Annotated in this window: 25 protein-coding genes; 17 read left to right on the plus strand and 8 right to left on the minus strand. The window is 66.8% G+C overall.

What is annotated here, in order from left to right; genetic code table 11:
- Positions 1–46 precede the first annotated feature (46 nt).
- The 11 genes from folP to ACQR07_RS12460 all read left to right on the plus strand — a co-directional run bounded on the left by folP (position 47) and on the right by ACQR07_RS12460 (position 12,062).
- A complete protein-coding gene (gene folP, locus ACQR07_RS12410; RefSeq protein ID WP_434902561.1) occupies positions 47–904 on the plus strand; it encodes a dihydropteroate synthase in 858 nt (285 codons plus the stop codon).
- On the plus strand, positions 901–1,269 hold the full coding sequence (gene folB / locus ACQR07_RS12415) for a dihydroneopterin aldolase (RefSeq protein WP_315804226.1): 369 nt from the start codon (positions 901–903) through the stop codon (positions 1,267–1,269). The genes folP and folB overlap by 4 nt, the downstream gene beginning before the upstream one ends.
- 4 nt (positions 1,270–1,273) lie before the next feature.
- On the plus strand, positions 1,274–1,765 hold the full coding sequence (gene folK, locus ACQR07_RS12420) for a 2-amino-4-hydroxy-6-hydroxymethyldihydropteridine diphosphokinase (protein ID WP_434902562.1): 492 nt from the start codon (positions 1,274–1,276) through the stop codon (positions 1,763–1,765).
- A gap of 100 nt (positions 1,766–1,865) precedes the next feature.
- On the plus strand, positions 1,866–3,728 hold the full coding sequence (locus tag ACQR07_RS12425) for a methylmalonyl-CoA mutase family protein (protein WP_434902563.1): 1,863 nt from the start codon (positions 1,866–1,868) through the stop codon (positions 3,726–3,728).
- Positions 3,729–3,730: 2 nt separating this feature from the next.
- On the plus strand, positions 3,731–4,195 hold the full coding sequence (locus tag ACQR07_RS12430; protein ID WP_434902564.1) for a GFA family protein: 465 nt from the start codon (positions 3,731–3,733) through the stop codon (positions 4,193–4,195).
- A 20-nt stretch (positions 4,196–4,215) separates the two neighbouring features.
- On the plus strand, positions 4,216–6,372 hold the full coding sequence (gene scpA / locus ACQR07_RS12435; protein ID WP_434902565.1) for a methylmalonyl-CoA mutase: 2,157 nt from the start codon (positions 4,216–4,218) through the stop codon (positions 6,370–6,372).
- A 117-nt stretch (positions 6,373–6,489) separates the two neighbouring features.
- Positions 6,490–7,266 (plus strand): DUF3298 domain-containing protein, encoded by a 777-nt coding sequence (locus tag ACQR07_RS12440; protein WP_434902566.1) that lies wholly within the window; start codon positions 6,490–6,492, stop codon positions 7,264–7,266.
- 129 nt (positions 7,267–7,395) lie between these two features.
- The gene (locus tag ACQR07_RS12445) at positions 7,396–9,111 is read left to right on the plus strand and encodes a rhomboid family intramembrane serine protease (protein WP_434902567.1); all 1,716 of its coding nucleotides are present in this window, start codon (positions 7,396–7,398) and stop codon (positions 9,109–9,111) included.
- A 106-nt stretch (positions 9,112–9,217) separates the two neighbouring features.
- Entirely contained in the window at positions 9,218–10,387 is a 1,170-nt protein-coding gene (locus ACQR07_RS12450; RefSeq protein ID WP_434902568.1) for a rhomboid family intramembrane serine protease, read from the plus strand.
- Between the two features lie 50 nt (positions 10,388–10,437).
- Complete coding sequence (gene meaB, locus ACQR07_RS12455; RefSeq protein ID WP_434902569.1) at positions 10,438–11,430, plus strand: methylmalonyl Co-A mutase-associated GTPase MeaB; 993 nt, start codon at positions 10,438–10,440, stop codon at positions 11,428–11,430.
- Complete coding sequence (locus ACQR07_RS12460; RefSeq protein ID WP_434902570.1) at positions 11,427–12,062, plus strand: pyroglutamyl-peptidase I; 636 nt, start codon at positions 11,427–11,429, stop codon at positions 12,060–12,062. The genes meaB and ACQR07_RS12460 overlap by 4 nt, the downstream gene beginning before the upstream one ends.
- 72 nt (positions 12,063–12,134) lie before the next feature.
- Here ACQR07_RS12460 and ACQR07_RS12465 read toward each other — a convergent pair whose 3' ends face one another.
- Positions 12,135–12,422, minus strand: coding sequence for a GlsB/YeaQ/YmgE family stress response membrane protein (locus ACQR07_RS12465; RefSeq protein WP_434902571.1), 288 nt, complete (start codon positions 12,420–12,422; stop codon positions 12,135–12,137).
- A gap of 282 nt (positions 12,423–12,704) precedes the next feature.
- Between ACQR07_RS12465 and ACQR07_RS12470 the strand changes: the two genes are divergently transcribed.
- Entirely contained in the window at positions 12,705–14,078 is a 1,374-nt protein-coding gene (locus tag ACQR07_RS12470; protein WP_434902572.1) for a TIGR03808 family TAT-translocated repetitive protein, read from the plus strand.
- Between the two features lies 1 nt (position 14,079).
- Here ACQR07_RS12470 and ACQR07_RS12475 read toward each other — a convergent pair whose 3' ends face one another.
- From ACQR07_RS12475 to ACQR07_RS12490, 4 genes are all read right to left on the minus strand, one after another.
- Complete coding sequence (locus tag ACQR07_RS12475) at positions 14,080–14,688, minus strand: TIGR03809 family protein (RefSeq protein ID WP_434902573.1); 609 nt, start codon at positions 14,686–14,688, stop codon at positions 14,080–14,082.
- A 407-nt stretch (positions 14,689–15,095) separates the two neighbouring features.
- Positions 15,096–16,763: a S8 family serine peptidase gene (locus ACQR07_RS12480; protein WP_434902574.1), complete on the minus strand. Its 1,668-nt coding sequence runs from the start codon at positions 16,761–16,763 to the stop codon at positions 15,096–15,098.
- Positions 16,764–16,789: 26 nt separating this feature from the next.
- The gene (locus ACQR07_RS12485) at positions 16,790–17,674 is read right to left on the minus strand and encodes a hypothetical protein (protein ID WP_434902575.1); all 885 of its coding nucleotides are present in this window, start codon (positions 17,672–17,674) and stop codon (positions 16,790–16,792) included.
- A complete protein-coding gene (locus ACQR07_RS12490) occupies positions 17,671–18,240 on the minus strand; it encodes a sigma-70 family RNA polymerase sigma factor (protein ID WP_434868361.1) in 570 nt (189 codons plus the stop codon). The genes ACQR07_RS12485 and ACQR07_RS12490 overlap by 4 nt, the downstream gene beginning before the upstream one ends.
- Positions 18,241–18,648: 408 nt before the next feature.
- Between ACQR07_RS12490 and ACQR07_RS12495 the strand changes: the two genes are divergently transcribed.
- Together ACQR07_RS12495 and ACQR07_RS12500 are read left to right on the plus strand one after the other, a co-directional pair.
- Positions 18,649–19,791 carry a GGDEF domain-containing protein gene (locus tag ACQR07_RS12495; protein WP_434902576.1) on the plus strand — a complete coding sequence of 381 codons (1,143 nt, stop codon included), beginning with the start codon at positions 18,649–18,651 and terminating at the stop codon, positions 19,789–19,791.
- Positions 19,792–19,806: 15 nt separating this feature from the next.
- Complete coding sequence (locus ACQR07_RS12500) at positions 19,807–20,916, plus strand: DUF2336 domain-containing protein (protein ID WP_434902577.1); 1,110 nt, start codon at positions 19,807–19,809, stop codon at positions 20,914–20,916.
- Positions 20,917–20,935: 19 nt separating this feature from the next.
- Here ACQR07_RS12500 and ACQR07_RS12505 read toward each other — a convergent pair whose 3' ends face one another.
- Together ACQR07_RS12505 and ACQR07_RS12510 are read right to left on the minus strand one after the other, a co-directional pair.
- Entirely contained in the window at positions 20,936–21,574 is a 639-nt protein-coding gene (locus tag ACQR07_RS12505) for an NrsF family protein (RefSeq protein WP_434902578.1), read from the minus strand.
- A 2-nt stretch (positions 21,575–21,576) separates the two neighbouring features.
- Positions 21,577–22,122, minus strand: coding sequence for a sigma-70 family RNA polymerase sigma factor (locus ACQR07_RS12510; protein WP_434868357.1), 546 nt, complete (start codon positions 22,120–22,122; stop codon positions 21,577–21,579).
- A gap of 322 nt (positions 22,123–22,444) precedes the next feature.
- On the opposite strand from ACQR07_RS12510, the gene ACQR07_RS12515 reads away from it, so the two are divergent.
- The 3 genes from ACQR07_RS12515 to ACQR07_RS12525 all read left to right on the plus strand — a co-directional run bounded on the left by ACQR07_RS12515 (position 22,445) and on the right by ACQR07_RS12525 (position 25,345).
- On the plus strand, positions 22,445–22,810 hold the full coding sequence (locus tag ACQR07_RS12515; protein WP_434902579.1) for a hypothetical protein: 366 nt from the start codon (positions 22,445–22,447) through the stop codon (positions 22,808–22,810).
- Between the two features lie 72 nt (positions 22,811–22,882).
- On the plus strand, positions 22,883–23,662 hold the full coding sequence (locus ACQR07_RS12520; protein WP_434902580.1) for an enoyl-CoA hydratase: 780 nt from the start codon (positions 22,883–22,885) through the stop codon (positions 23,660–23,662).
- Between the two features lie 264 nt (positions 23,663–23,926).
- A complete protein-coding gene (locus ACQR07_RS12525; RefSeq protein WP_434902581.1) occupies positions 23,927–25,345 on the plus strand; it encodes a TolC family outer membrane protein in 1,419 nt (472 codons plus the stop codon).
- Between the two features lie 296 nt (positions 25,346–25,641).
- Here ACQR07_RS12525 and ACQR07_RS12530 read toward each other — a convergent pair whose 3' ends face one another.
- The gene (locus tag ACQR07_RS12530; RefSeq protein ID WP_434902677.1) at positions 25,642–26,694 is read right to left on the minus strand and encodes a fatty acid desaturase; all 1,053 of its coding nucleotides are present in this window, start codon (positions 26,692–26,694) and stop codon (positions 25,642–25,644) included.
- Positions 26,695–26,745 lie beyond the last annotated feature (51 nt).

Raw genomic sequence — 26,745 nt, forward strand, 5'->3', positions numbered from 1 at the left:
GCGCGACATCTTGACTCGACCGAGCCAACCGCGCAAAGCGGCGCCCATGAGCGCGAATTTGCCGCACACCGCCACGGACCTCACGCCGAGCCACCCGCTGCTGCGGCCGTGGCTCGCGCGTCCGTTCCCGGCCGTGATGGGCATCCTGAACGTGACCCCGGATTCGTTCTCCGATGGCGGCCGTTTCAACGCGCCGGAACGCGCCGTGGCGCAGGCTCGGAGCATGATCGCTGCGGGCGCCGACATCATCGACATCGGCGCCGAATCCACCCGCCCCTACAAGGGTGCCGAGCCGGTGACGGCCGAGGAGGAGCTGGCGCGCCTCAGGCCGGTGCTGCCCGAAATCGTCGCACTCGGCGTGCCCGTATCGATCGACAGCATGAAATCCCAGGTTGTCGGCTACGCCCTGGAGCATGGCGCCCGCATTGCCAACGACGTCTGGGGTCTGCAGCGTGATCCAGGGATGGCCGAAATCGTCGCGGCGCATAGCGTGCCGGTCGTGGTGATGCACAACCGCGCCAGCGTCGATCCCGACATCGACATCATCGACGACATGCTCGGCTTCTTCGCGCGCTCGCTCGACATCGCCGCCAAGGCCGGCATTGCCGCTGGCAACATCGTGCTCGATCCCGGCATCGGCTTCGGCAAGACCGCCGAGCAGAGCATGATCGCGCTGGCGCGGCTCGACGCTTTCGCGCGCTTCCGCCTGCCGCTGCTGGTCGGCGCCTCGCGCAAGCGCTTCATCAGTTCGGTCGTGACGTCGGAGCCGCAGGAGCGGCTCGGCGGATCGATCGCGGCGCATCTGATCGCCGCTCAGCGCGGCGCGGCAATCATCCGGGCGCATGACGTCGCCGAGACGGTTCAGGCGGTACGCGTGGCCGCAAGCATCGAGGCATTGCGATGACCGATACGATCTTCATCAAGGGCGTTCTCATCCATGCGCGACACGGCGTGATGGAGCACGAGAGCGAGGTCGGCCAGCGTTTCGTCATCGATCTGGAGCTCTACACCGACCTGTCGGACTCCTCGCGCAGCGACCGCCTCGCCGATACCGTGTCCTATTCCGACGTGGTGGAGACCGCGACCGCGGCCTTCAAGGACACCAACTACCGCCTGCTGGAGCGCGCGGCCGGCGCGGTGGCGGATGCCATCCTGTCGACCTTCGCCCGCATCCGCGCCGTGAAAGTCACCGTGCACAAGCCGCATGCGCCGATTGCCGCGATCTTCGAGGATGTCGGCGTCGTGCTGACGCGCTCGCGGCATCCGTGATCCCATGGCCAACGCGCTGATCGCTCTCGGCGGCAATGTGGGCGACGTCCGCGCGACATTCCAGCGCGCGATCCCGGAGATCTGCCGGCGCGCGCAGGCGACGTTGACCGCCCGCTCCTCGGACTACATCACCCCGCCCTGGGGCGAGGAGCAGCAGCCCGCCTTCGTCAATGCCTGCATCGCCATCGAAACCGCCACCGCGCCGCATGCCCTGCTCGCCATATTGCACGACGTCGAGCGCATGTCCGGTCGCGACCGTGCGCAGGAGACGCGCTGGGGACCGCGCACGCTCGATCTCGACCTGATCGCCTATGATGATCTGATCCTCGACACGCCCGAGCTCACGCTGCCGCACCCCCGCCTGTTCGAGCGCGGCTTCGTGCTGGTACCGCTGGCGGAGATCGTCCCCGAGCGCCGGATTTCCGGCCGCCGTGTCGACGAGGCGCTGCGCGCCGTTTCGCGCGACGGAATCCGGCCGCTGCCATCAGTCCAATAGCCAAGAAGGCTGGCCAAACAACCGTTTGGCTTGGCGGTCGCGACGTGGCATTTTGCGCCACAATAATCGCGATAACGGACGCCCGGGAGATACGAGCGGCATGACGACCGACACCGAACAGCTGCGATTGGCCGCCGAGTTTGCGCCGGCCAGCGAGGCGGACTGGCGCAAGCTGGTCGACGGCGTGTTGAAGGGCGCGGCTTTCGAGAAGCTGGTCGGCAAGACCTATGACGGGCTGAAAATCCAGCCGCTCTACCCGCGCGCCAAGGACGCCGTCCCAGTCGCGGGGCGTGCACCGGCAGCGCCCTGGCAGATCATGCAGCGCGTCGATCATCCCGAGCCGGCGCTCGCCAACAAGCAGGCGCTGCTCGATCTCGAGAATGGCGCGACCGGGCTGGCGCTGGTGTTTGCCGGAGCGAATGCCGCGCATGGCTTTGGCCTCGCCGCCGAGGCGGACGCGCTGGCGCGCGTGCTCGAGGGCGTGCATCTCGATGCTGCTATTGCCATTGAATTGCAGCTTGGTGAATCGTCCGCTCCCGCCTTGCTTCTTGCCGACTACGTCAAGCAGCGCGGGATCGCGCCGGCGGGCTGCGACATCCGTTTCGGGTTCGATCCGATCGGTGACGCCGCGAGCCGCGGCGCGAGCTCTCATGATGCGTCGACGCTCGGCGGCAACTCCGGCTCGCTCGTCAAACAACTGCATGGCGCGGGGTTCAAGGGACCCTTCCTTGCTGCCGATGGCCGCGTCGTGCACGATGCCGGCGGATCGGAAGCGCAGGAGCTCGCCTTCGTGCTGGCCTGCGGCGTTGCCTATCTGCGCGCACTGGAAGCGGCAGGCATCGCGCTCGAAACCGCGCGCGACGCGATCCAGGCGCGGCTTGCCGCCGATACCGATCAGTTCCTGACGTTGGCGAAATTCCGCAGCCTGCGCTGGCTGTGGGCGCGCGTCGAGCAAGCCTGTGGTCTTCAGCCGAAGCCGCTCTTCATCTCCGGCGAGACCGCGTGGCGCATGCTCACGCGGCGCGATCCCTACGTGAACATGCTGCGCGCGACGATCGCGACCTTTGCGGCCGGCCTTGGCGGCGCCAATGCCATCACCGTTCTGCCGCATACCGCAGCACTCGGGCTGCCCGATGCGTTCGCGCGTCGCGTCGCGCGCAACACGCAACTGGTGCTGCTGGAGGAAAGCAACCTCGCCCGAGTCGCCGATCCCACCGCCGGTGCCGGCGGCATCGAGGCGCTGACGAACGAATTGTGCTCCTCCGCCTGGGCGCTGTTCCAGGAGATCGAAAAGGCCGGCGGCATCCTGGCTGCGCTGCAGGCCGGGCTGATCCAGTCCAAGGTTGCAGCCATCAGACAGTCGCGTGACGCTAATATCGCCAAACGCCGCGACGTGCTGACCGGCGCCAGCGAGTTTCCCAATCTCGGCGAGGCCGAGGTCGCAGTGGAAGCCGTCGCGCCGCTGGCACAACCGCCCGCCGGAAAGGCCGCGATCAGCTTCGCGCCGCTGGCGCCGATCCGCCTCGCTGAGGGTTTCGAGCGGCTACGCGACCGATCCGACGACCTGCTCAAGAGCAAAGGCCGGCGGCCGGCCGTGTTCCTCGCCAATCTCGGCACCGCCGCCGACTTCACCGCGCGCGCGACCTTTGCCCGCAGCTTCTTCGAAGCTGGCGGTATCGCAGCGGTCGATGGCCAGGGCGGCTCTGATCCGGCCGCGCTCGCGGAAGCATACCGCGCCTCGGGAGCCGCGATCGTCTGCCTGTGCTCGTCCGACAAGGTCTATGCCGACGCGGCGGTTCCCGCCGCGCAGGCCCTGCAAGCGGCCGGCGCGCGACATATCTATCTGGCAGGCCGCGGCGGCGAGCAGGAGGCTGCGCTGCGCGAGGCCGGGATCGGCAGCTTCGTGTTCGCCGGCGGCGACGCGCTGAAGACGCTCAAAGACGCCTATACGCATCTGGAGTGAGCATGACCGAGGCGAGCAAACCCGTCCTCACCGGCGGCTGCCAATGCGGCGCCATCCGCTACGCGCTGATGGCCGCGCCTTCGCGCGTCAGCATCTGCCATTGCCGGATGTGCCAGAAGGCCTCGGGCGCGCCATTCGCGTCACTCGCCGACATCAACCACGAGAGCTTCGCCTGGACCCGAGGCACGCCGGGAACGTTCCGCTCCTCCTCGATCGCCGACCGCTATTTCTGCGCCGCCTGCGGCACACCGCTCGGTTTCGGTGCCATCGATGGGCCGCGCATCGAGATCATGACCGGCACCTTCGACCGGCCCGACCGCGTCGTGCCGACACGCCAGTTCGGCTCGGAATCCCGGCTCGGCTGGGTGGTCGCGATCGCCAACCTTCCGAGCCAGACCACACAGCAGAACTACGGACCGGAAAAGATGGCTGGTATCGTCAGCCATCAGCATCCGGATCATGATTGAGACGTTGAGGACACGAGGCCATGAGCCGCATTCCTGATTTCAGCGCCATCGCATTCGAGCCGATTGCCGCTCCTGCGCCTGCAGGCGCCGCAGAGCCGTGGCTGACGCCGGAGAGCATTCCGGTCAAGCCGGCCTATGGTGAGGCCGATCTCAAGGGCATCGACTTTCTCGACACCTGGCCGGGCACCGCGCCGTATCTGCGCGGCCCCTACCCGACCATGTATGTCAACCAGCCCTGGACGGTCCGGCAATATGCCGGCTTCTCCACGGCCGAGGATTCCAACGCGTTCTATCGCCGCAACCTCGCGGCGGGTCAGAAGGGCCTCTCCGTCGCGTTCGATCTCGCCACCCACCGCGGCTATGATTCCGATCATCCGCGCGTCGGCGGCGACGTCGGCATGGCCGGTGTCGCGATCGATTCCATCTATGACATGCGCACCCTGTTCGCCGGCATCCCGCTCGATCAGATGAGCGTGTCGATGACCATGAACGGCGCGGTGCTGCCGATTCTCGCCCTGTTCGTCGTCGCGGCGGAAGAGCAAGGCGTGCCGCCGGAGAAGCTGTCGGGCACCATTCAGAACGACATTCTGAAAGAGTTCATGGTGCGCAACACCTACATCTATCCGCCGACGCCCTCGATGCGGATCATCTCCGACATCTTCGCCTTCACCTCGCAGCGGATGCCGAAGTTCAACTCGATCTCGATCTCCGGCTATCACATGCAGGAGGCCGGCGCGACGCAAGACCTCGAGCTCGCCTACACGCTCGCCGACGGCGTCGAATATCTGCGCGCCGGCATCGCGGCCGGTCTCGACGTCGACCGCTTCGCACCAAGGCTGTCGTTCTTCTGGGCGATCGGCATGAACTTCTTCATGGAGGTCGCCAAGCTGCGCGCGGCGCGGCTGTTGTGGGCGAAGCTGCTGAAGCCGTTCAATCCGAAGGATCCGCGCTCGCTGTCGCTGCGCACGCACAGCCAGACCTCGGGCTGGTCGCTGACCGCGCAGGACGTCTACAACAATGTCGTGCGCACCGCCGTCGAGGCGATGGCCGCGACGCAAGGCCATACGCAGTCGCTGCACACCAACGCGCTCGACGAAGCGCTGGCGCTGCCGACCGACTTCTCCGCCCGCATCGCCCGCAACACGCAATTGTTCCTGCAGCAGGAGAGCGGCACCACCCGCATCATCGATCCCTGGGGCGGCTCGTACTACGTCGAGCGCCTGACCCGCGATCTCGCCGCCAAGGCCTGGGGCCACATCCAGGAGATCGAGGAGCTCGGCGGCATGGCCAAGGCGATCGAGGCCGGCGTGCCCAAGCTGCGCATCGAGGAGGCCTCGGCCAAGACCCAGGCCCGCATCGACACCGGCCGCCAATCGGTGATCGGCGTCAACAAATACAAGCCGACCGACGAGCCGCCGCTCGACGTGCTCAAGGTCGACAATTCCACCGTGCGCCGGCTGCAGATCGACAAGCTGTCGCGGCTGAAATCCGAGCGCAAGCAGGCCGAGGTCGACGCCGCGCTCGCGGCGCTGACGCGCTCGGCCGGCGACGGCAACGGCAATCTGCTGGCGCTGGCGATCGAGGCCGCGCGCGCCAAGGCCACCGTCGGCGAGATCTCCGACGCGCTGGAAAAAGTGTTCGGCCGCCACCGCGCCGAGATCAAGTCCATCACCGGCGTCTACAAGCGGGAGATCGCGGCCATGTCCGGCAAAGCCGAAAAGCTGCAGGCGCTGATCGAAGCGTTCGAGGAGGCCGAGGGCCGCCGTCCCCGCATCCTGGTCGCCAAGATCGGCCAGGACGGCCACGACCGCGGCCAGAAGGTGATCGCGTCGGCCTTTGCCGACATCGGCTTCGACGTCGATATCGGGCCCTTGTTCGCCACCGCCGACGAGGCGGCGCGGCAGGCGGTCGAGAACGACGTCCACATTCTCGGCGTCTCGTCGCTCGCCGCCGCGCATCTCACCGCGGTGCCGGAGCTGAAGGCCGCGCTGAAGAAGCAGGGCCGCGAGGACATCATGATCATCGTCGGCGGCGTCGTGCCGCCGCAGGATTACGATGCGCTGTACAAGTCCGGCGCCGAGGCGATCTTCCCGCCGGGCACGGTGATCGCCGACGCAGCCGAGGAACTGATCCACAAGCTCAATGCGCGGCTCGGTCACAGCCAGGCGGCGGAGTAGCGTTCCCCCCATCGACGCATCATGTTCCGGCGCGCGGTCGAGAGATCGCGCGCCGATGCGTTTGAACCTGCGCGATCTCAGGCGATACGCATCTTCAGCCACGGGATATTCATTGCCATGACTCGTTCCTCGATTTGCATTGCTGCCGTTCTCGGCCTGCTGGCCATCACGCCGGCCTTCGCAGCCGATCCGAAGCCGGACGCAGCGATCAACACCAAAACGATCGAGGCCAATGTCTCGCTCGATGCGCAGATCAAGGCAGATGCGCCGCTCGCCGCCTATTGCCTCGCCGACGGCAAGAAGTGGATCGACAAGAACGCCGCCGATGCCGCGAAGGAGCGCAAGGCGGATCCGCAGGCCTTCCGCGACGGCAAATGGTCGTTCGAACGCAAATACTCCGTCCGCTCCGTCGTCGCCGATCGCTACGTCAGCATCCTCAGGGACGACTACATGGACACGCACGGCGCGCATCCCAACAGCGACGTCAACACCATTCTCTGGGACAGGTCGGCCAACAAGCCGATCAGCATCCGCCCGTTCTTCACCGAGACCGCGGACAACGGGCCCGCGATGAAGGCGATGCTTTCGGGGATCATCACCTCGCTCAAGGCGGAAAAGAAGAAGCGCGATGCCACGGAAACGGCGACTGCCGAGTGGTTCAAGGGGCTGGAGCCGACGCTCCTGAAGATCGGCGCCGTCACGCTTGCGCCGTCGACCACGGCCGGCAAGAGCTCCGGTCTCACCTTCCACTATCCGCCCTATGCAGTCGGCCCCTACGCCGAAGGCCAGTACGTCGCCTTCGTGCCGTGGGAGGCGTTGAAGTCGTATCTGAGCCCCGAGGGTGTGGCGATCTTCGGCGGCGTCAGGCCGAAGGGAGATGCGGACGACCTATAGTTGCTCCGCGACAACAGCCTTGTCGCCATCGATCGCCTGCCCTTGAAATCAAGCGGGAGAGCCTGAAAGGATGGGCTTTCACGCGCCCATCGCAACGATGCGGTGGCGCGATGAGATTTTGGGGCAGGCATGCATCGGATCGAACCCACATTCGGCGAACCACCCGCGAGGGTTGCACTGCCGTCCCATGGCAGTCCACCGCCTCCGTCGACCCAGGACACGTCGACCCAGGACACCTCCACACAGGACACCTTTTGCAGGTATCTCGCCAAGCAGTTCATCGCCAAGCAGGGCTTCGACCTCACTCACATTCCGGAAGCGGCGCGGCTGTACGACATCTGTGACGTGGTCCTAGCCCGGTCGGACGGCTTTTCGTTCAGCCTGCTCTGCATGGTGGACCGAGAGGCAAGGCCCGACGCCACCTTCAAGATGAGTCTCGACGAGTTCGAGTCGATCGGTGAAGCCTGCCTGCAATACTCAGGTTCGGTCAACGGACGAAAGATGCCGGTGATGATCGCCGTCATGGAAGTCGGGCCGGGCTATCCCGGACAGTTGGACCGGCTGGAGCGGCTGAAGCGCTCGTCCCTGTTCGCGAAGGTCCATCCCTCCGCGATGGCGATCGACACAGAGGCCGGTGAGGTGACCTTCAGCAACGGCGGCGGCCTGCTCTCGAACGGCCTCTATCGCGGCTTCGTCGACAAGGTCCTGGCGGCTCCTCGCGAAAACGATGCCGACCTGCAGCGCCATGCCGTCGTTGTCGCCGACAGCTCGTTCCCCTGGCTCACCCTGGCCATATTGGCCGTCCTGGCTGCAGCCTTCGCCGCTGAGATCCAATTTGGCATCGGGCCGTGGACAGGGCTGTTACAGCCGTCGATCACCACGCTGGTGGCGCTGGGCGCATTGTCCCCGACACTCGTACTGCAGGAGGGCGAGTGGTACCGGCTGCTGACCGCACCGTTCCTCCACGCCGACCTCGTCCATCTCGTCATGAACGGCATCGCGCTGTTTCTCGCCGGGCGATCGCTGGAGGCGCTGATCGGGCGCGCGTGGTTTGCCGCGACCTATGCCATGGCCGGCCTATGCGGCTCTTTGTTGTCGTTGGCCCTCAATTCCAATGCGCTGGTCTCCGTCGGCGCGTCCGGGGCCATCATGGGCCTGTTCGCCGCGATGCTGGTGGTCAGCGTCCATTTCCCGCCGGGTCCGATCCGGACCGCTCTTCAGATGAACGCCGTGTACGTCCTCGTGCCATCGCTTCTTCCGCTCGCGGGACTGCTGAAGGGAGAACGGGTCGACTACGCCGCGCATTTCGGCGGCGCCATTGGCGGCGCGATCATCGGCGTCGCTCTGCTACGCATCTGGTCCAACGACGAGGCGTGGCCACGCTTTCGCCGGGCCGCAGCTGTGCTCGCGGTCGTGAGCCTCATCGCGCTGGTCTATCCGCTGCTCGCCATTCCGCGCGCCTACCAGGCGATGGCCTTCACGGCCGAGCTGATTCCGCCGGACCGGATGCCGCGATCACAAGCCGACATGTCTGCCCGTCTCTCTCAACTCATTGCTGAATATCCACGCGATCCCCGACCGCGGCTGGTGCGGTCCGGCAAGCTCCTCGATGCCGGTGATCTCGAGGGCGCCGAGCGGGACGCGCGGGCCGGGCTTGCGGATGAGCCGCTGTGGCACGCTCTGCTGTCGCCGGAGCTCGACAGCAATCTTCATGGTTTCCTCGCGCTGGCCATCAGTCAGAAAAACCCTGCAGAGGCACGCACGGTCGCGCAATCCGCCTGCGCCGCGATCAAGGATGGGCAAATACGCAAGGCGCTCGATCAAAGGTCGCTTTGCAAACCCTGAACGGGGCCCTTTCATGCACGCTTCCCGCGTCCTGTCAGATCCCAGGAGCACGCCGCTTCGCCAGGATCAGAAGCCGTGATCTTGCTTGCGCGACGACGGACATGAAATGAGCGAAGCAACAGCTCAGCCATCGGACGATGTTCTGCGCCTCCCGCCCGTGCCGGCTTTGCCACCCCGGTCATTGCCGTATGTGACGTTCGGGCTGATCGGCATTCTGACGCTCATCTTCGTGCTCGAGCAGTTCGCCGGCCCAACCTTGCCGCGAGCACTGCTCGAACCGAGCTTCGAGACCGTTATGAGGATCGGGGGCCTGCAGCAGTCGCTGGTGAGGCACCAGGGGGAATGGTGGCGGATGTTCACCGGCCCGCTGCTCCATGGCGGGCCGGTGCATCTGTTGATGAACGGCCTGGTCCTGCTGGTCGCCGGGTGGATGCTGGAGCGCATGGTCGGCCGTCTCTGGTTCGGCGCGTTGTTCGTCGTCGGCGGCCTCGGCGGCGCGGTCGGCTCGCTGTTCTTCAATCCGCGCACGATCGTGTCGGTCGGCGCGTCCGGTGCGATCACGGGCCTGTTCGCGGCGATGCTCGTGTTCAGCTTCCGCTACGACGATCTTGAGATCCGCGGCCAACTGCAGAAGCGCGCCTTCCAGGTTCTGCTGCCATCGCTGGTGCCGCTGATCTGGACAGCCGGCCACACCATCGACTATGCCGCCCATGCCTTCGGCGCCATCACCGGCGGCATTGCTGCATTCTTCCTCTCCGAGCTCTGGCCACGGAGCGAGCCCGTGCCCGGGTTCCGGCCGGTCGCAGCGATCATTGTCACGCTGGGCGCATTGGGCGCATCGACGGGCGCGGTGAAGATCGCCCCTCGGCTGCTGCCACCGCCGCCGATCCCGGTCGACGATCCATCGAACCTCATCCCAGAGAACTATCTGCCCAAGACGGATTCCGACATCCACGAGTCCGCGGTGTGGTGGTACGTCAGCAAATATCCAGGCGATCCACGGTCGCACTATTACAAGGCCCTCTTCCTGCTTGGTCAGCACGATCTGCCGCAAGCCGAGCGCGAGCTGCAGACCGCGCTGGACAAGAAGGAGATGCTGGACACGCGGTTGCCGCCCGCCTTCAGGGTCACCGTTCAGGCCAGTCTCGCGCTGGTGCTGCTGGACGAGCAGAAGACGCAAGCCGCGCGGGAGGCTGCGGCCACGGCCTGTCTCGATCGCTCCCTCGCCATCTATCGAAAGCTGGAAAGGCGGGGCCTGTGCGTTAGCGCGGATTGAGACGGCTTTGTGCTCTTCCCGCAGGCAGCCATCCGGTATAAGCGGACGGGATGTCCCAGCGCATCCCGGCCCATGTCCTGCCCCCGCGCCTTGCCGACGATCTCCGCGCCGGCAGCCGCGCCGCGCTGGCGCGCGCGATCACGCTGGTCGAGAGCCGGCGCGCCGACCATCAGGCCACGGCGCGCGAGCTGGTGCAGGCGCTGCTGCCGCAGACCGGGAACGCGTTCCGGGTCGGCATCACCGGCTCGCCGGGCGTCGGCAAGTCGACGACGATCGACGTGCTCGGCATGTACCTGGTCGAGCAGGGCCACAAGGTCGCGGTGCTCGCGGTCGATCCCTCCTCCGCCCGCACCGGCGGCTCCATCCTCGGCGACAAGACGCGGATGGCGCGGCTGTCCCACGACGAGCACGCCTTCATCCGCCCCTCGCCGTCATCGGGCACGCTCGGCGGCGTTGCCGCCAAGACTCGGGAGGCGATGCTGCTGTGCGAGGCCGCTGGCTTCGACGTGATCCTGGTCGAGACGGTCGGCATCGGCCAGTCCGAAACCGCGGTCTGCGACATGACCGACTTCTTCCTCGCGCTGATGCTGCCGGGCGGTGGCGACGAGCTGCAGGGCATCAAGAAGGGCCTGGTCGAGCTCGCCGACATGATCGCGATCAACAAGGCCGACGGCGACAACATCAAGCGTGCCAACGTCACCGCGGCCGACTATCGCGGCGCGCTGCACCTGCTGGCGCCCCGCTCCGAGCACTGGCATCCGCCCGTCGTGACCTATTCGGCGATGGCCGGCACCGGGATCGCCGAGCTGTGGCAGAAGGTCGTCGAGCATCGCAAGGCGATGATCGCCTCCGGCGAATTCGCCGCGCGCCGCCGCGACCAGCAGGTGAAGTGGATGTGGACGATGCTGGAGCAGCGCCTGATGGCGCGGCTCCGGACTGATCCTTCCATTCGCAGCAGAGTGAAGAAGCTCGAGGCGGAGGTCGCCGAGGGCCGTGTCGCGCCGGCGCTGGCGGCCGAGCAGCTGGCGGAGATGCTGGCGTGAGCGAACGGCCGCGCATCCTGATCACAGGGTTTGGTCCGTTCCCGGGCGCGCCGTCGAACCCGACCATGCCGCTGGTGAAGCGGCTCTCGGAGCTGCGGCGGCCGGCGCTGGATGACGTCGACATCAGCAGCCATATCTTTCACGTCACCTACGACACCGTCGATCGCGAGCTGCCCCGGCTGATCGCCGAGCGGCGTCCGCATGCGCTGTTGATGTTCGGTCTCGCGGCGCGCACATCCTATCTGCGCATCGAGACGCGCGCCCGCAACGCGGTGACCACGACGTTCCCCGATGCTGATCGCCGCATCGCCCGCAAAGCCGTGATCGTGCCCGGCGCGCATCCGGGGTCCTTCGGTCCACACATGCAGCGGCTGCTGCGCGCGGCGCTTGCCACCGGTATCGATGCGAGGCCGTCGCGCGACGCCGGCAGCTATCTCTGCAACTATCTGAGCTGGCGTGCGATCGAGGCGACCAGCACCGAGGGCGGCCCGCGCCTCGCCGCGTTCATCCACGTCCCCCGGCTGCCGCGCGCCGGCACGGTCTTGCCACGAGGCAGCTCACGCATCACACTGGAGGCGCTGGTCGATGCCGGCGAAGCCATGCTGATGGAGCTGGTCAAGCTCGCGCGCTAGGCATCCCGTCGCACGAACTGCACCGATCAGTTTCGTTGCCCAGCGCAGCGGACGCTGCCGCGAGCGCCGGTATCAAGCGCTCCAGCGGCGCCGGCGACCAAATCCTCCGCCGATCAGGCGCAGCACGAGCAGCAGGACCACGGCGCCGATGAAAGCGTTGATGATCGCAGCGACCAGCCCTACTCCGAGATGAATGCCGAGCCGCGGCAGCAGCCAGTTGCCGACGAAGGCGCCGAGCAGACCGACGATCAGATCGCCGATCAGACCAAAGCCACCGCCTTCCATGACACGGCCCGCGAGCCACCCGGCGACGATGCCGACAAACAGAATCACCAGCAGACTCTCATTGGATAGATGCATGACCCTCTCCGACTTGATCCCTTGTCGGAACAATGTCGGCGAGTCCCATTGGTTCCCTTCACGAGGAGGACGGCCCGGCGGGTGGCTCCCGGGGAGTCGACTGGCCGACGACCCGCGCTTGGTTCACACATTCGACGGACAGCCGGCGCTAACGGCGATCTGAGGTGAAGCCTTAACCCTACCGGCAACAATGCCGCGGGCCCGCGCTCATCCTCAGCATCAGCATTGATGTTTTCAGCTTAAGTCGTGGCAGCACGTGATCTTTTGCGCGAGACGCTGACCATGGACGTCAATCGCCGTCGCATTCTGGCCGGATCAGCCGCCGGTGCCGCCGGGGCATTGGCGTTGCCGATGGATACCGCACAGGCCGTCCCCTTGATCGCCACGCTCGGCCGCGACGCCACGCAGTATGGCGTCAAGCCCAACAGCCCCGACGACCAGACCCGCACGCTGCAGCGCGCGATCGACGAGGCGGCGCGTGCGCAGGCGCCGCTGGCGCTGCCGCCAGGCATTTACCGGACGTCGATGCTGAGGCTCGCCAAGGGCAGCCAGCTGGTTGGCGTGCGCGGCGCGACGAAGCTCGTGTTCACCGGCGGAGGGCCGTCGCTGCTACTGGGCGAAGGTGCCGACGGCGTCGGACTATCAGGCCTTCTGCTCGACGGCAGCGGCATCGCCCTGCCGCAGCGCCGCGGCCTGCTGCATCTTGCGGCGGCGAGCCAGGTCCGCATCGTCGATTGCGAAATCACCCACTCCGGCGGCAGCGGCATCTGGCTCGAGCAGGTCTCCGGCGAGGTCAGCGGCAATGTGATCACCGAAATCGCGGTGACCGCGATCGTGTCGTTCGACGCGCTCGGGCTGATCGTCGCGCGCAACACCATCAAGGGCACCCGCGACAACGGCATCGAGATCCTGCGCACCGCGATCGGCGATGACGGCACCATGGTGCTCGACAATTTCATTGAGGACATCAAGGCGGGCCCCGGCGGCTCGGGCCAGTACGGCAACGCCATCAATGCCTTTCGCGCTGGCAATGTCATCGTCAGAGGCAACCGTATCCGGAATTGCGACTACTCGGCGGTGCGCGGCAACTCGGCCTCGAACATCCAGATCGTCGGCAACAGCGTCACCGGCGTGCGCGAGGTCGCGCTCTATTCGGAGTTCGCGTTCGAAGGCGCCGTCATCAGTGGCAACACGGTGGATGGCGCCGCGTTCGGCGTCTCCGTCTGCAACTTCAACGAAGGCGGCCGCATCGCCGTTGTCAGCAGCAACATCATTCGCAACCTGATTCCAAAGCGGCCGATCGGCACCGCGCCCGACGACGATGCCGGGATCGGCATCTATGTCGAGGCGGATTCCACCGTGACCGGCAACGTCGTCGAGAACGCGCCGTCCTACGGCATCGTCGCCGGCTGGGGCCGCTATCTCCGCGACGTCGTGATCTCCGGCAACGTCATCCGCAACGCGCTGGCCGGCATCGGCGTGTCCGTGGTCCCCGGCGCCGGCACGGCCCTCGTCAGCAACAACATGATCTCGGGCACCCCACGCGGCGCCGTGATCGGGCTCGATCACATCAAGCCGGTGACGTCAGACCTCACGCAGGAGGGCGCGCAGCGCGTTGCGCAGCTCGCAATCAACGGCAACGCCGTCTCGCGATGAGCTAGTACGCGACGGCGAGCGCCGGATAGCGGCGCTCGATGACATCGAGGTCGACCATCGGTTGGTCATCCTCGACGTCGGAGCCGATGCCGATGCTCAGGGCTTGCTCGAGGGCCGCCATGTCGATTTGCGGAGCGTCGTCGGTCAGTTCCGCCTCGAAGTCTTCGTCAACGCTCGGCTCCGGATCGAGCTCGGGCTCAGTCGACTGCAACTCGAGCGGGACGATGATCTCGGAATCGGCCAGGATGGTTTCGATCGACGGCGCCAGCTCGATCGTCCGGGGCGTGACGGTGGGCGGAGGTGTCCAGACAGCGGGGGCCGGCGCAGCGAACACGACCGGCTCCGGCAGCCGAGGTGCGATGGGCTGCATCTCGGCAAACGACAGCGTTTGCCAGGTTTCGATCGCCGCCTTGGCATGCCTGATGTCGTCGAGCAGCGATTGTTCGGTGTAGTAGCGCCGCCAGCGGCCGCTATCGTACAATTCGGTCAGGTGTTGGAGCCGTCGTTCGGCAAGCGCGCACCAGCGCTCAGCCAGCTCGCGGCTGCAAGCCACGTCAAGTCGATGTGTCATTTGGGAGCCCGTTGAATTTGGGACGGACGCACTCGGCACGAATCAACGCAACGTGACGTGAATATTTTGTGGAAAAGGTTAATAAAGTCTAGCTATTGCCATCTTCTTTGAGGGTCCGGCCGTAATTGCGCGGACTTTTTCAGACCGCCTGCGCGCTGGCAGGGCGATCACCACAATCCTGGGAAGTTGCTGACTGCATGATCAACCCCGAGAATGTGCTCTCAAGGGGCGATGGCGTTGCGTCAAAATGAAAGAGCCGTCCGGGGGGACAACCGGACGGCTCGAGCCATATGGGCGCTTGGGGTGGATGGGCGCTCGCGCCGTCTATAGCTTGGGGAGGGTATCACCGCTCCCACGTACCTTCTGTCGGCACCGGACCGCGGTTCGTTCAAAGCAGCGACGAGAATTTTCCGACGTTCACGAAAACGTTGGTCGGCAATCCGCCGCTATTGCTGGGCCGGCCGCAGCGCGCCGCCGCCAGACTCCAGGGCCGACGCTGACGACGCCGGGCGCAGCTCGCGCGCTGGCGCGGCGTCCTGTGCCGCATCGCGCCGCTGGGCGGCCGGCGGAGCAGCCGACACCGCAGGAGCCTCCCGCGGCGACAGCACCGCCTCGACCGCAGCCAGGGCGTCCGCCTCCCCCGCCCCGAACAGATCATCCCGGCCCGGAGCGCCGAGATCGCGCGCGGTCTTCGTCAGCACCGTCCGCACCGTTTCCGGCCTCAGGGCGGCATTGCGCTCGAGCACCAGGGCCGCAAGGCCGCTGACATAGGCGGCCGAGAACGAGGTGCCCGAGATGATCTGGTACTTGCCGTCGGGCGCCGGCAGGAAGATGTCCGCCCCGGGCGCCGCGAGCGCGACATAGTTGCCGCGGTTCGACGCCGGCAGCAGCTGATCCCTGGTGTCGGTGGCACTGACGGCGATCACGTTGGGATTGGCGGCGGGAAACAACGGCGGCGAATTCGGTCCGGCATTGCCGGCCGCCGCGACCATGACGATCTCCTTGGCGGCAACCGCGGCAATCGCGCGCTCGATCGCCGCATCCTTCGGCCCGGCGAAGCTCATGTTGATGATCTGCGCGCCATGGAGGGCTGCGTAGTCGAGCGCCTTGAGGATCACCCAGGAACTGCTTTCCGGGCCCTTGCCGTCGGCCTTCTTGGCCTGACCGAACGCGCGAATGGCGATGATGCGCGCGAACGGCGCGCTTCCCATCAGGCGCGCATGCGACACGATCACGCCGGCGATGCCGGTGCCGTGGACGTGCGGTCCCTCGTCGCCGCCGAGCGCATCGAAGCTGTCGAACGACGCGTCGACGAATTCCGGATGCTTGCGGTCGATGCCGGAATCGATCACCGCGATGGTGACGTTGGAGCCCTGCGCCAGCCGGTGCGCCTCCGGCAGACGCAGCTTCGCCAGCGCATATTGCGCCGGATCGCCTTCGCTCGGCGACACGCTGTTGTCCTGCAGCGTATAGCGATAGTTCGGCTGCACCGAGCGTACGCTGGCGTCGGCCGCGAAGCCGCGCCGAACCGCGTCCACCGGGCGGCGATCGGTGATCCGGAACAGGCCGATGGTCGCGCCGATCAGCGGAAAGTTTTGCGAGCTGATGCGCTGCAGGCCGTGGCGGCGCGCCAGCGCGTCGGCCTGCTCCGCCGAGAGGCTGCCGTCGATCTCGGCAATCAGCTCGTTGACGATGATGGTCGGATCGAAGGACGCGGTGATGGGCTCACGCCGCTGCGCTGATTTGGCCGACCTGCCCTTGTCCGACCAGCGCCCGCCCGACCTGGCCGTTGCCTGGCCGGCGTCGCCGCCCGGCGGCCGCCGCTCCAGACATTCCCCCGACGCGTTCCGATCGGCCGGGCTGCACGACGCCTGCAGGTTGGGCGAATAGCGCATCGTCGGCGACACCGTGCGCGCGGCCAGTCCCGACACGCCCGGCCCCGGCGTCCGCAACGCCATGCCGGAATCCATGCTCGGCACCCGGCTCGGGATGTTGATGTTCGGCGAGCGCATCATCGCCTGGGCCTGCGCGCGCTCGCCGCCAACGGCCAGCAGCGCGACGGCGCCGACCAGCGCGAGGATTTTCATGCGCGGCTGCACGGGACGGCAGGGCATCGGACGATCCTGCGTTGCGTGCCGTGCTATGGCGAGGGCACGGCGAGGCTCACCAGCTTCTCCTGCTGCAGCCGCCGCATCAACGCGTCGGCCTCGGCCTTCGGCAGCGGTCCGTTGCCGAGCTGCAGCTTGAACATGCCGCCCTTGGCGCCATCAACGATCGAGGCCTGATAGCTGTCGAGCAGCGCGGTGATGTCGGCGATGCGCGCCTCCGGCACGAACCGCACCAGCGCATGCACCGGCGCGGCGGTTGCGGCGGCTTGCGGCCCGAGACCCCGGATCAGAGGCGCTGCAGGCGCCGGCGCCTCTGCCACGCGCTGGCGCATCATGCTGTCCGCCGCCCGCTCCGCAGGCGCCGGCGCAACAGCGGCGCTCGGTGGCGGCGGCGCGACGGGCTTGGGCGCGGCAGCGATGGAAGCTTCAGCCTTGGGGCTGGCCACAGGCTCGCTCGCAACCACCTTGTCCTGGTTGAGCGAGGCCGTCTGATAGGTCGCGGTCTGCGAGCGCATCAGGACCGAACCGATGAAGCCGGCCTGCAGCAGCACCAACAACGCACCCAGGCTGACGGTCCAGGCCAGCGTCCGCGGCGACAGGCTCTCGAAGAAGCCCATCAGACGGGCGCCGAAGCCGGGCGGCGTTGCCGGCTTCTGCGCAGGATCCGCTTCGATCGCAGCAAACAGCTTCTGCATCGCCCGCATCGACGGCGCACCGAGCGTCTCGTTGAGCGCGATGGTCTCGGCATACTCGCTCTGAATTTCGGCGTATTGGCGCGCGAGCGCGGCATCGCTGGCAAGCGCCTCCTCGACGCGGCGCATGTCGCGCGCGTTCAGCGTGCCGGCGGCGTACCACGGCAGCAGCAGTTCGATTTCACTGGGCTCTTGCTCCAGCATCCTCTTGCTCAATGCCATCATGGCCAGCCTCGCTCAATGCCGGCCGCCTTCAGCAGTTCGGCCAATTTCTTGCGCGCATAGAACAGGCGCGTCTTGACGGTGTTTTCCGGAATTCCGACGATCTCGGCCACCTCCTCCACGGACTTTTCGTGGTAGTAGACGAGATCGACGATCTCCCGGTGGTCTGGCGAAAGCGCGGTCAGGCACTTGCGCAGGGCTTCCCCGGTATCCTTTTTTTGGACCGCGACTTCGGGATCGTCGGACGTGTCCTCGATCGCGTTCGCAGCCTCGTCTTCCAGCTCAACGTCCTTGCGGCGCCGAAGTGCCGACAGCGCCTTGAATCTCGTGATCGCCAGCAGCCAGGTCGAAACGGCGGAGCGGCCTTCGAACTTGCCGGCCTGGCGCCAGACATCGAGGAAGACCTCGCTGATGAGATCTTCCGCCACCTGTTCGTCCCGCACGAGCCGGAGCCCGAAGCGGAACACCCTGACATGGTGCCGTCCATACAGCACCTGCATGGCGAGTCGGTCGCCTTGAGCGATCCTGGCAATCAGGGTTTCATCTGACGCCGCTGCTGTCACGCTCAATGGCCGTCTCGCAAAGTTGGTCTGGAGGAATGAGCTCGGGGTTCGAATACAACCGCAAAAATCTTCAAAATACCGGAAACATACGTCCCGAAATGTGAGCTGGCGCACAGACCCGCCGGATCGCCCGCTCCCCTCGCGCCCAGCGCGGTCCTACCTACCATGTTACGGCCCATCCTCACGCGCGGCCCGGTCGCGGCGACCTTTTCGCGCACAGTCTCGATCACCCGAAGTTCCGCCCTCCTCCGATCGATGCGCAACGTGGGGTCCGCGCGGCAAAAGCCCGTGAATTCCCTGCCTTCGCATGTCCCGGCCGTTGGTCGTCACCTCATGGTCCCCGGTTCCCATAGATACCAAAGTTAAAGGCTTTCCCACGTAGATTTTCGCCCGGCGACGAAGAATTGCGAGCACATGGGCACGACGGCACCGCCTCTTTCACCTCCGATGGCCGGGGCGCGCGGCGCGAAGTCGCCGCCGCAGCACGTGCGTGCACGCCGCGTCGGCCAACGCCGGCAGATCTACGCCATGATCGCCGGGTGCTACCTCATCGACGCCGTCATTCTGCTGATCTATGCCCAGGCCGGCGTCGTGCCGACCGTGATCGCGCCGGCCTATGCCGCGATCGGCGTTGCGACCGTCGCGCTGTGGGCCTCGCTGTCGGAGAGCGGCTTCAACGACCGCTTCGAGGATCACTACCTCGTGGTGCCGCAATCGATCGTGAGCATGATGTTCACGGTCGCATTCTGCTACGTGGCGCCCGAGGTCAGCATCGTATTCCTGTGCACGCTGTATCTGGTCGTCGGCTTCAGCTCGCTGCGGGCGACGCCGCGCCAGACCGCGATCTGCTGGACCTTCCTGTCGCTCGGCCTCGCCGGACTGTTCCTGCTGACCGACAAGCCGCTCGGCATGCCCACCGCCAATGCGCTGGAGCGGCTCGCCACGCTGCTGGTTTTCGTGCTCACCATCGCCGCCTGCATGTTTCTCGGCATCTTCTCCAGCGCACTGCGCGAGTCGCTGTATCAGCGCGGCCTGAAGCTGAAGGAAGCATATCGCCGCATCGAGGAGCTGGCCGAGATCGACGAGCTCACCGGCGCGCTGAACCGGCGCTCGATCATGCATATGCTGGAGGACGAGATGGCGCGGTCGCGGCAGATCGGCAAGCCGTGCTCGGTCGTGCTGATCGACCTCGACTGGTTCAAGCGCATCAATGACGAGCATGGCCATCCGACCGGCGACGACGTGCTGCGCACCTTCGCCATCACCATGTTCGCCAACATTCGCGGCAGCGATCGCTTCGGCCGCTACGGCGGCGAGGAGTTCCTGCTGGTGTTGCCCGGCGCACCGCCCGACCCCGCGTGCCGGCTCGCCGAGCGACTGCGCCAGATCATCGCCGACCTCGATTGGAGTGCGTTCTCGACCGGCTTGCAGGTCACGTTCTCCGCCGGCGTCGCGACCGGGCGTGGCGACGAGACGACCGAGTCGCTGCTGGCCCGCGCCGATCGCGCGCTCTACGAATCGAAAGCGCAGGGGCGCAATCGCGTCACGCGCGCCTGACCGGCCCCTGCCACGATGAGCGGCAAGCCTGCATCCACCGAAAACCTGCTCGATGAGCTGCAGGACACGCTCGCGCACGGCACCGTCGCGCGGCGGATCGAGACCCTGCGCAAGGTCACCGACCTGTTCGTCGACGGCGCAGCCGATTTCGCCGACGATCAGGTCGCCCTGTTCGACGACGTATTCGAATGCCTGATCGCGCATATCGAGACATCGGCCCGCGCCCTGCTTGCCAGCCGCCTCGCGCCCATCGACTGCGCGCCGCCGCGGACCCTGGCGCGGCTCGCCGACGATGACGCGATCGAGGTCGCGGGCCCCGTTCTGTCGAAATCCGAGCGGCTCGGCGAGGCCGCGCTGATCCGGACGGCGGAGACCAAGAGCCAGGCGCATCTGCTGGCGATCTCGATTCGCCGCGTGCTCAGCCGCGCCGTGACCGACATCCTGCTCCGGCGCGGCAATGACGAGGTCGTGCACAGCACCGTCAGCAATCCCGGCGCCGAACTGTCGGAGCGCAGCGTCGACAGCCTGCTCGACCGTGCCGCGGGCGACGAGGATCTGGCGGCCTGTATCGCCATGCGTCCCAATCTGCCGCGCCATCTCTATCTGAGGCTGGTGTCCAAGGCCTCGACCACCGTCCGCGCGCGGCTCGAGGCGGCGAACCCGAAACTGGCACAGGAGGTGTCCTCCGCGGTCCGCATGGCGGGCCGGCGCGCCCGTTCGGCGACAGTAGCTTTGACCAGCCAGACGGAGATCGCGCACGGGCTCATCCGCTCGCTGCATGCCGAGGGCCGTCTCGACGATCAGCTCGTCGCCCAGTTCACCGCGAGCCGGAAATTCGACGAAGCCAATGCGGCCGTCGCGGCAATGGCCAACGTTCCGGTCGCGGTGGCCGAGAGCATCATGATCGAGAGCCGCGCCGAGGGCGTCATGATCCTCGCCAAGGTGGCGGGTCTGTCATGGCTGACGGTCAAGTCGATGATCCTGATGCGCGATGAACTCACGGGCACGGCGCCGACCGACCTCGCCGCCTGCAAGGCCACCTATGAGCGGCTGAGACAGGCGACGGCACAGCAGGTGCTGCGCTTCCACCGCGTCCGGGATGTCGCCACGCCGATTCAGGCCTGACCGGCCGAACGCTGCGATCTCAATAACGCAGCACCCGCGCGCCAATCGCGGCTCCGAGCCCGGCGACGATCAGCGCGGCGGCCGTGTACCAGGTGGCGACGAACAGCGGTGAATCATCGTTGCAATGCGCGGCATAGAGCGTCGCCGCGACGCCCGCCGACACTAGCCCCGCAATGGCGCCAGCGACCGCCGGGCGCGACGGCGCCCCGTGCCGCAGGCCGAACAGCGAGGCGGCCAGCAGCGGCAGCGACAGCACAGGAATGGCGCTCATGCACAGCATCGAATTGTGACCGATCAGCCGCGCCATCATCGGCGCGCGCTGCGGCAGCATCATCTCGGCCGCGATGCCGGCTGTGAGAACAACGATCGGCGCGATCAGGAGCCAGCTCCAGCCGTGCAGCGAGGCTTCGGGGCGCGACAGATGCAGGCTGATGACGAGTGCCGGGATCGCCAGCGCCGTGGTCACCACGAACTTCAGATCGAAGAACGGATTGCGTACCGCGATCCAGATATCGGGCCGGATGCCCAGCCCGATCAGAAGCATTGCCGTCGACACCGGCGTCGCCGCCATCAGCGCCAGCGCCAGGACGATGCCGACCGGCTGCGCGCGTTGCGCATTGTCGGCGGCGAGCGAGCGGATGAGCTGATCGGTGTCCATGGTCACGTGTCCCGTAGCTTGGCCGTGAGGGTCGAAAGCGCGCGGTGCAGCGCCACCCGGACCGCGCCCTCGCTCATCGAAAATTTCTGCGCGGTCTGCTTGATCGAGCTCGCCTCGACCGCGATCGACTGCAGCACGTCACGCTGACGCTGCGGCAGCGTGTTCAGATGTGCCTCGACCTCGCCGGCGGAGACGGTCGGCGCCGGAGGCTCGTCGGCCAGCGTCTCCGCGAAATCGTCGATGTCGACGAACACGCGCCGGCCGCGCCGGCGCAGCATGTCGATCAGCTTGTTGCGCGCGATCGCGAACAGCCACGGCGCAAACGGGGCGCTGACGTCCCAGGTATGCCGCTTGAGGTGAACCGCCAACAGAATCTCCTGCACGATGTCCTCGGCCTGATCGGGCGGCTGGCCGGCGCGCGCCAGACCGCGCCGTGAAGCTGCACGCAACACGGGTGTGATCGCCCTCAGCAGACGATGATAGGCCTCGTCGTCACCGGCGACCGCCTGGCGCATCCAGGCCGTCCACTCGTCGTCACGCTCGCGCACCTAGGCTCCACCCCCAAGAATTCGCCCGGACTTCCAGCTTGTTACTCCCCGGCCGAGCTGATCACGAATTCGTGATTTTTGCTTCGGCCTCGGAAGCATCCGAGTTACGCCACATCGCGAGCACGCCGGCAGTCAAGTCTGGAACCGCTCCTTAGCACCGAATCGCAGGTGACAGGACCAGCTTTGTAACGGAGGGCCGCAACTGCGGCGCCGCCAAGGTTTTGCCTTGAGCGGCAGGAAGATACCCATTTTCTGCCCCGTTCTCGACATTTGTGGGGGTCTCACTCGCGCATGGGCTGGCGGGATGGGGAGAACGCCGACGATGACGATCCAATCCAGGGGACGTTCAGCATTGATCATTGCCGCCGCGTTCGTGCTTGGCCTTGCAGGCACTGGATTGGCAGGCGCGGTCGAGAAGGCCTATAGCCCGTTCCTGCCGGTCGGATCCGACAGCGCGCCGGAAGCCAAGACCGACGTGTTCCCGGCCCCGCAGGTCGAGGTCCAGGCGCAGGCAGCCGATGCCGCCGCAAACGAGACCGCACCAAACGAGCCCGTCACCGTGAGCATGGCGACCGTCAGCAATGACGACAGCTCGGGTTGGGACCGGGCCTCGATCATCGGCAAGATTTTCATCGCCTGCGGCACCCTGCTCACGTTGGGCTCGGCCGCCCGGATGTTCATGATCTGAGACACCGGCGACTTGAAGCGATTCGATCCAGCGGGCACATTGCCCGCTGTTTTGATTTGCGGGGTGGGAATCATGAGCGTTTACGAGCACATCATTGTCGAGGGCAAAGGCGCGGTCGGCGTCATCACCTTGAACCGGCCGAAAATGCTCAACGCATTATCGTTCGGCGTCTTCCGCGAGATCGCCGCGGCGGTCGACGACCTCGAGGCCGATGAGGCCATCGGCTGCATCGTCATCACCGGCAGCGAGAAGGCGTTCGCCGCCGGCGCCGACATCAAGGAGATGCAGCCCAAGAGCTTCATCGACATGTTCTCGAGCGACTTCACCGCGATCGGCGGCGACCGCGTGGCGCGCTGCCGCAAGCCGACCATCGCCGCGGTCTCGGGCTATGCGCTGGGTGGCGGCTGCGAGCTCGCGATGATGTGCGACTTCATCATCTGCTCCGACACCGCCAAGTTCGGCCAGCCGGAAATCACGCTCGGCACCATCCCGGGCATCGGCGGCACGCAGCGCCTGACCCGCGCCATCGGCAAGGCCAAGGCCATGGACCTCTGCCTCACCGGCCGCATGATGGACGCGGCGGAAGCCGAGCGCTCCGGCCTCGTCAGCCGCATCGTCCCGGCTGACAAGCTGATGGAAGAGGTGATGGCCGCCGCCGAGAAGATCGCCGCGATGTCGCGTCCCGCGACGGCGATGGCCAAGGAGGCCGTCAACCGCGCCTTCGAGACCCCGCTGTCCGAAGGCATGAACGTCGAGCGCAATCTCTTCCACGCCACCTTCGCCCTCGAAGACCGCGCCGAGGGCATGGCCGCCTTCATCGAGAAGCGCAAGCCGGTGAACAAGAACCGGTGAGCGTGCGCCACTCTGCGCGCCGCTGAGTCGCCTGTCTGGAAGTGAGCTCGAGCGCATCCGCCGCGATTCGCGTTGCACGCCCGCCCCACTCACCTGCCTACCGCGCGATCATGCCGCGGCCCCGCGACGATTGGTCTGTGGCGGGAGCGCCACAACAAACCATGGAAAAGCCAGCGCAATTTCACACCAGTGGTTTGTGTGTGGCAGCTCCCCGCCGTAAACAGGTAAACGATTGGTTAAGATCGTGGGACGCGGCGGAGTCGGATGGTGGGTCGAGCCAAAAAATTTGGCGTCGGCGGGGTGCATGCACGGCGGATCGGCTTTGGCCTGACCCTGGCCGTCGGCCTTGCCGCCATCGGCTCGCCTGCGCGCGCCGAGGATCTCGCGGCCGCGCTCGCCAAGGCGTATCAGACCAATCCTGCGCTCAATGCCGAGCGTGCGCGCCAGCGCGCCACCGACGAGAACGTGCCGCAGGCGCTGGCCGGCTATCGCCCGCAGCTGATTGCGAGCCTCGGCGCCGGCCTGCAGGCGGTGCGCAATCTGCTTCCCGGCAACACTGTCCAGACCGCGACCCTGAAGCCCTGGACCATCGGCGTCACCGTCTCGCAGACGCTGTTCAACGGCTTCCGCACCGCCAACAGCGTCCGCATGGCGGAGCTGCAGGTGCAGTCCGGCCGCGAGGCACTGCGCAATGTCGGCCAGGGCATCCTGCTCGACGCCGTGACCGCCTACACCAACGTGCTCGCCAACCAGTCGCTGGTCGAGGCGCAGAAGTCGAACGTTGCCTTCCTGCGCGAGACGCTGTCGGTGACGCAGCGCCGCCTCAACGCCGGCGACGTGACGCCGACCGATGCGTCGCAGGCCGAGGCGCGGCTGTCGCGCGGCCTCTCCGACCTCAACGCCGCCGAGGTCAATTTCGCCATCAGCCAGGCCACCTATGCGCAGGTGATCGGCATGGCGCCGGGCCAGCTCCGCGCTGCCGATCCGATCGACCGGCTGCTGCCGCGCTCGCGCGAGGATGCGATCGCACTCGGCAGCAAGGAGAATCCGGCGGTCGCGGCCGCCAGCTTCGACGTCGATGCGGCGTCGACCTCGATCAAGATCGCCGAGGGCGCGCTGCTGCCGAGCGTGACCCTGCAGGGCAATGTCAGCCGCAGCCGCGATGCGGACCAGACGCTCGGCACCTTAGGCACCGACCAGGCCTCGATCGTCGGCAGCGTCACCGCGCCGATCTATGACGGCGGCACGGCCGCGTCGCAGACCCGGCAGTCCAAGGAGCTCGCGGCGCAGAGCCGGCTCGTGCTCGACCAGGTCCGCAACCAGACGCGCACCGCCGTGGTCAGCGCCTGGGTCGCCAATGAAGGCGCCAAGGTCGCCGTCAGTGCCTCCGAGGCCGAGGTCAAGGCTGCCACCGTCGCGCTGCAGGGCGTGTCGCGCGAGGCGCAGGGCGGCCAGCGCACCACCGTCGACGTGCTGAACTCGCAGGCTGATCTGATCCAGGCCAAGGCGCGCCTGATCGGCGCCCAGCGCGACCGCGTCATCGCCTCCTACACGCTGCTCAGCGCCGTCGGCCGCCTCGACGTCAAGAACCTCAATCTGAACACGCCGGACTATCTGCCCGAAGTCCACTACCACCAGGTCCGCGACGCCTGGCACGGCCTGCGCACGCCGTCGGGGCAGTAGGTCACGATCACGGCAAGCTGATCGCGCCGAGGTGAGCTTCGCGATCGTCGGACTGGAAGTGAAATGGGGCGGGTCTCCTCACCCTCCGCTGTCGTCCCGGGCAAGCCGGAGCGGCGCGCCAGCGCCGTGGAGGCGCCGACCCGGACCCATATCCCCAGGACGATGTGGTGGAGACGAGATCGGAGCCAGGGGCGTGCCGCCACACGACATCCTGTGGTTGTGGATCCCGGCGTTCGCGGGGATGACGACCTATGGCTCGGCTTCGCTCTTGCCCCCTGCCCCGCGCCGGTTCACGGTCACCTCTCGACGTCGCGGAACGACACCAGGCGGCGCTGCTTTTCGTCCCACAGCACCAGCCGGACGCAGCGCAGGCTCTCGGGCAGCGTGATGCGGCCGATGTCACGCAGCTCAGGATGATCGCGCAGCACGACCGGCAGCCGGTAGTAGGGAATCCGGCTCGACAGATGGTGGACGTGGTGGATGCCGATGTTACCGGTCAGCCAGCGTAACCATGCCGGCAGGTCGTAATACGAGCTGCCATACAGCGCCGCCTGCTGCATCGTCCATTGCTCGTCGTGCTCCCAGACGGTGTGCTCGAACTGGTGCTGGACATAGAACAGCCAGACGCCGGCCATCGCGGCGAGCAGCATGATCGGCAGATGCACGGCCAGGAACGCCTGGATGCCGATCAGCCACATCAAGCCGGCGGCGAGCAAGGCGATCCCGAAATTGGTGGCCATCGTGCTGACCCAGGGCGACCAGCCGGCGCGCATGAAACCGATTGGCAGGCGGTGCTGCAGGAAAAACATGTAGGCGGGTCCGGCCACGAACATCACCAGCGGATGGCGGTACAGCCGGTAGCGCAGACGCGCCCAGCTCGACCGGGCCTGATATTCCCGCACCGTCAAGGTATCGATATCGCCGATGCCGCGCCGGTCGAGGTTGCCGCTGGTCGCGTGGTGGATCGCATGCGCGCGTCGCCACCAGTCGTACGGCGTCAGGGTCAGCACGCCGAGGACGCGGCCGACCCAGTCATTGGCCCGGCGCCCGGCGAAGAAGGTGCCATGGCCGCAATCGTGCTGGATCATGAACAGACGCACCAGGAAGGCGCCGGCGGGAATGGCGAGCAGCGATGACGCCCAGACATGGCCGATCGAGAACGCGAACCATGCGGCCGTCCATAGCGCCACCAGCGGCACGACCGTGATCACCAGCTCGGTCACGCTGCGCAGGCGGTCGGGCGTACGGTAGCTGCTGAGGATCTGAGCCCAGTACCGGGCGTCGGCCGCGGTACGGCCATCGTGAGCGCCGCCACGCACGGTAGCGCGGTCTTTCGGCACAATCGCCATCGCGACTGGCTGATCGAATTGCAATGTCGTCTCCACCCTGTGTTCTCTGGC

Source organism: Bradyrhizobium sp. HKCCYLS20291 (genome assembly GCF_051167715.1).
Lineage (GTDB): Bacteria > Pseudomonadota > Alphaproteobacteria > Rhizobiales > Xanthobacteraceae > Bradyrhizobium.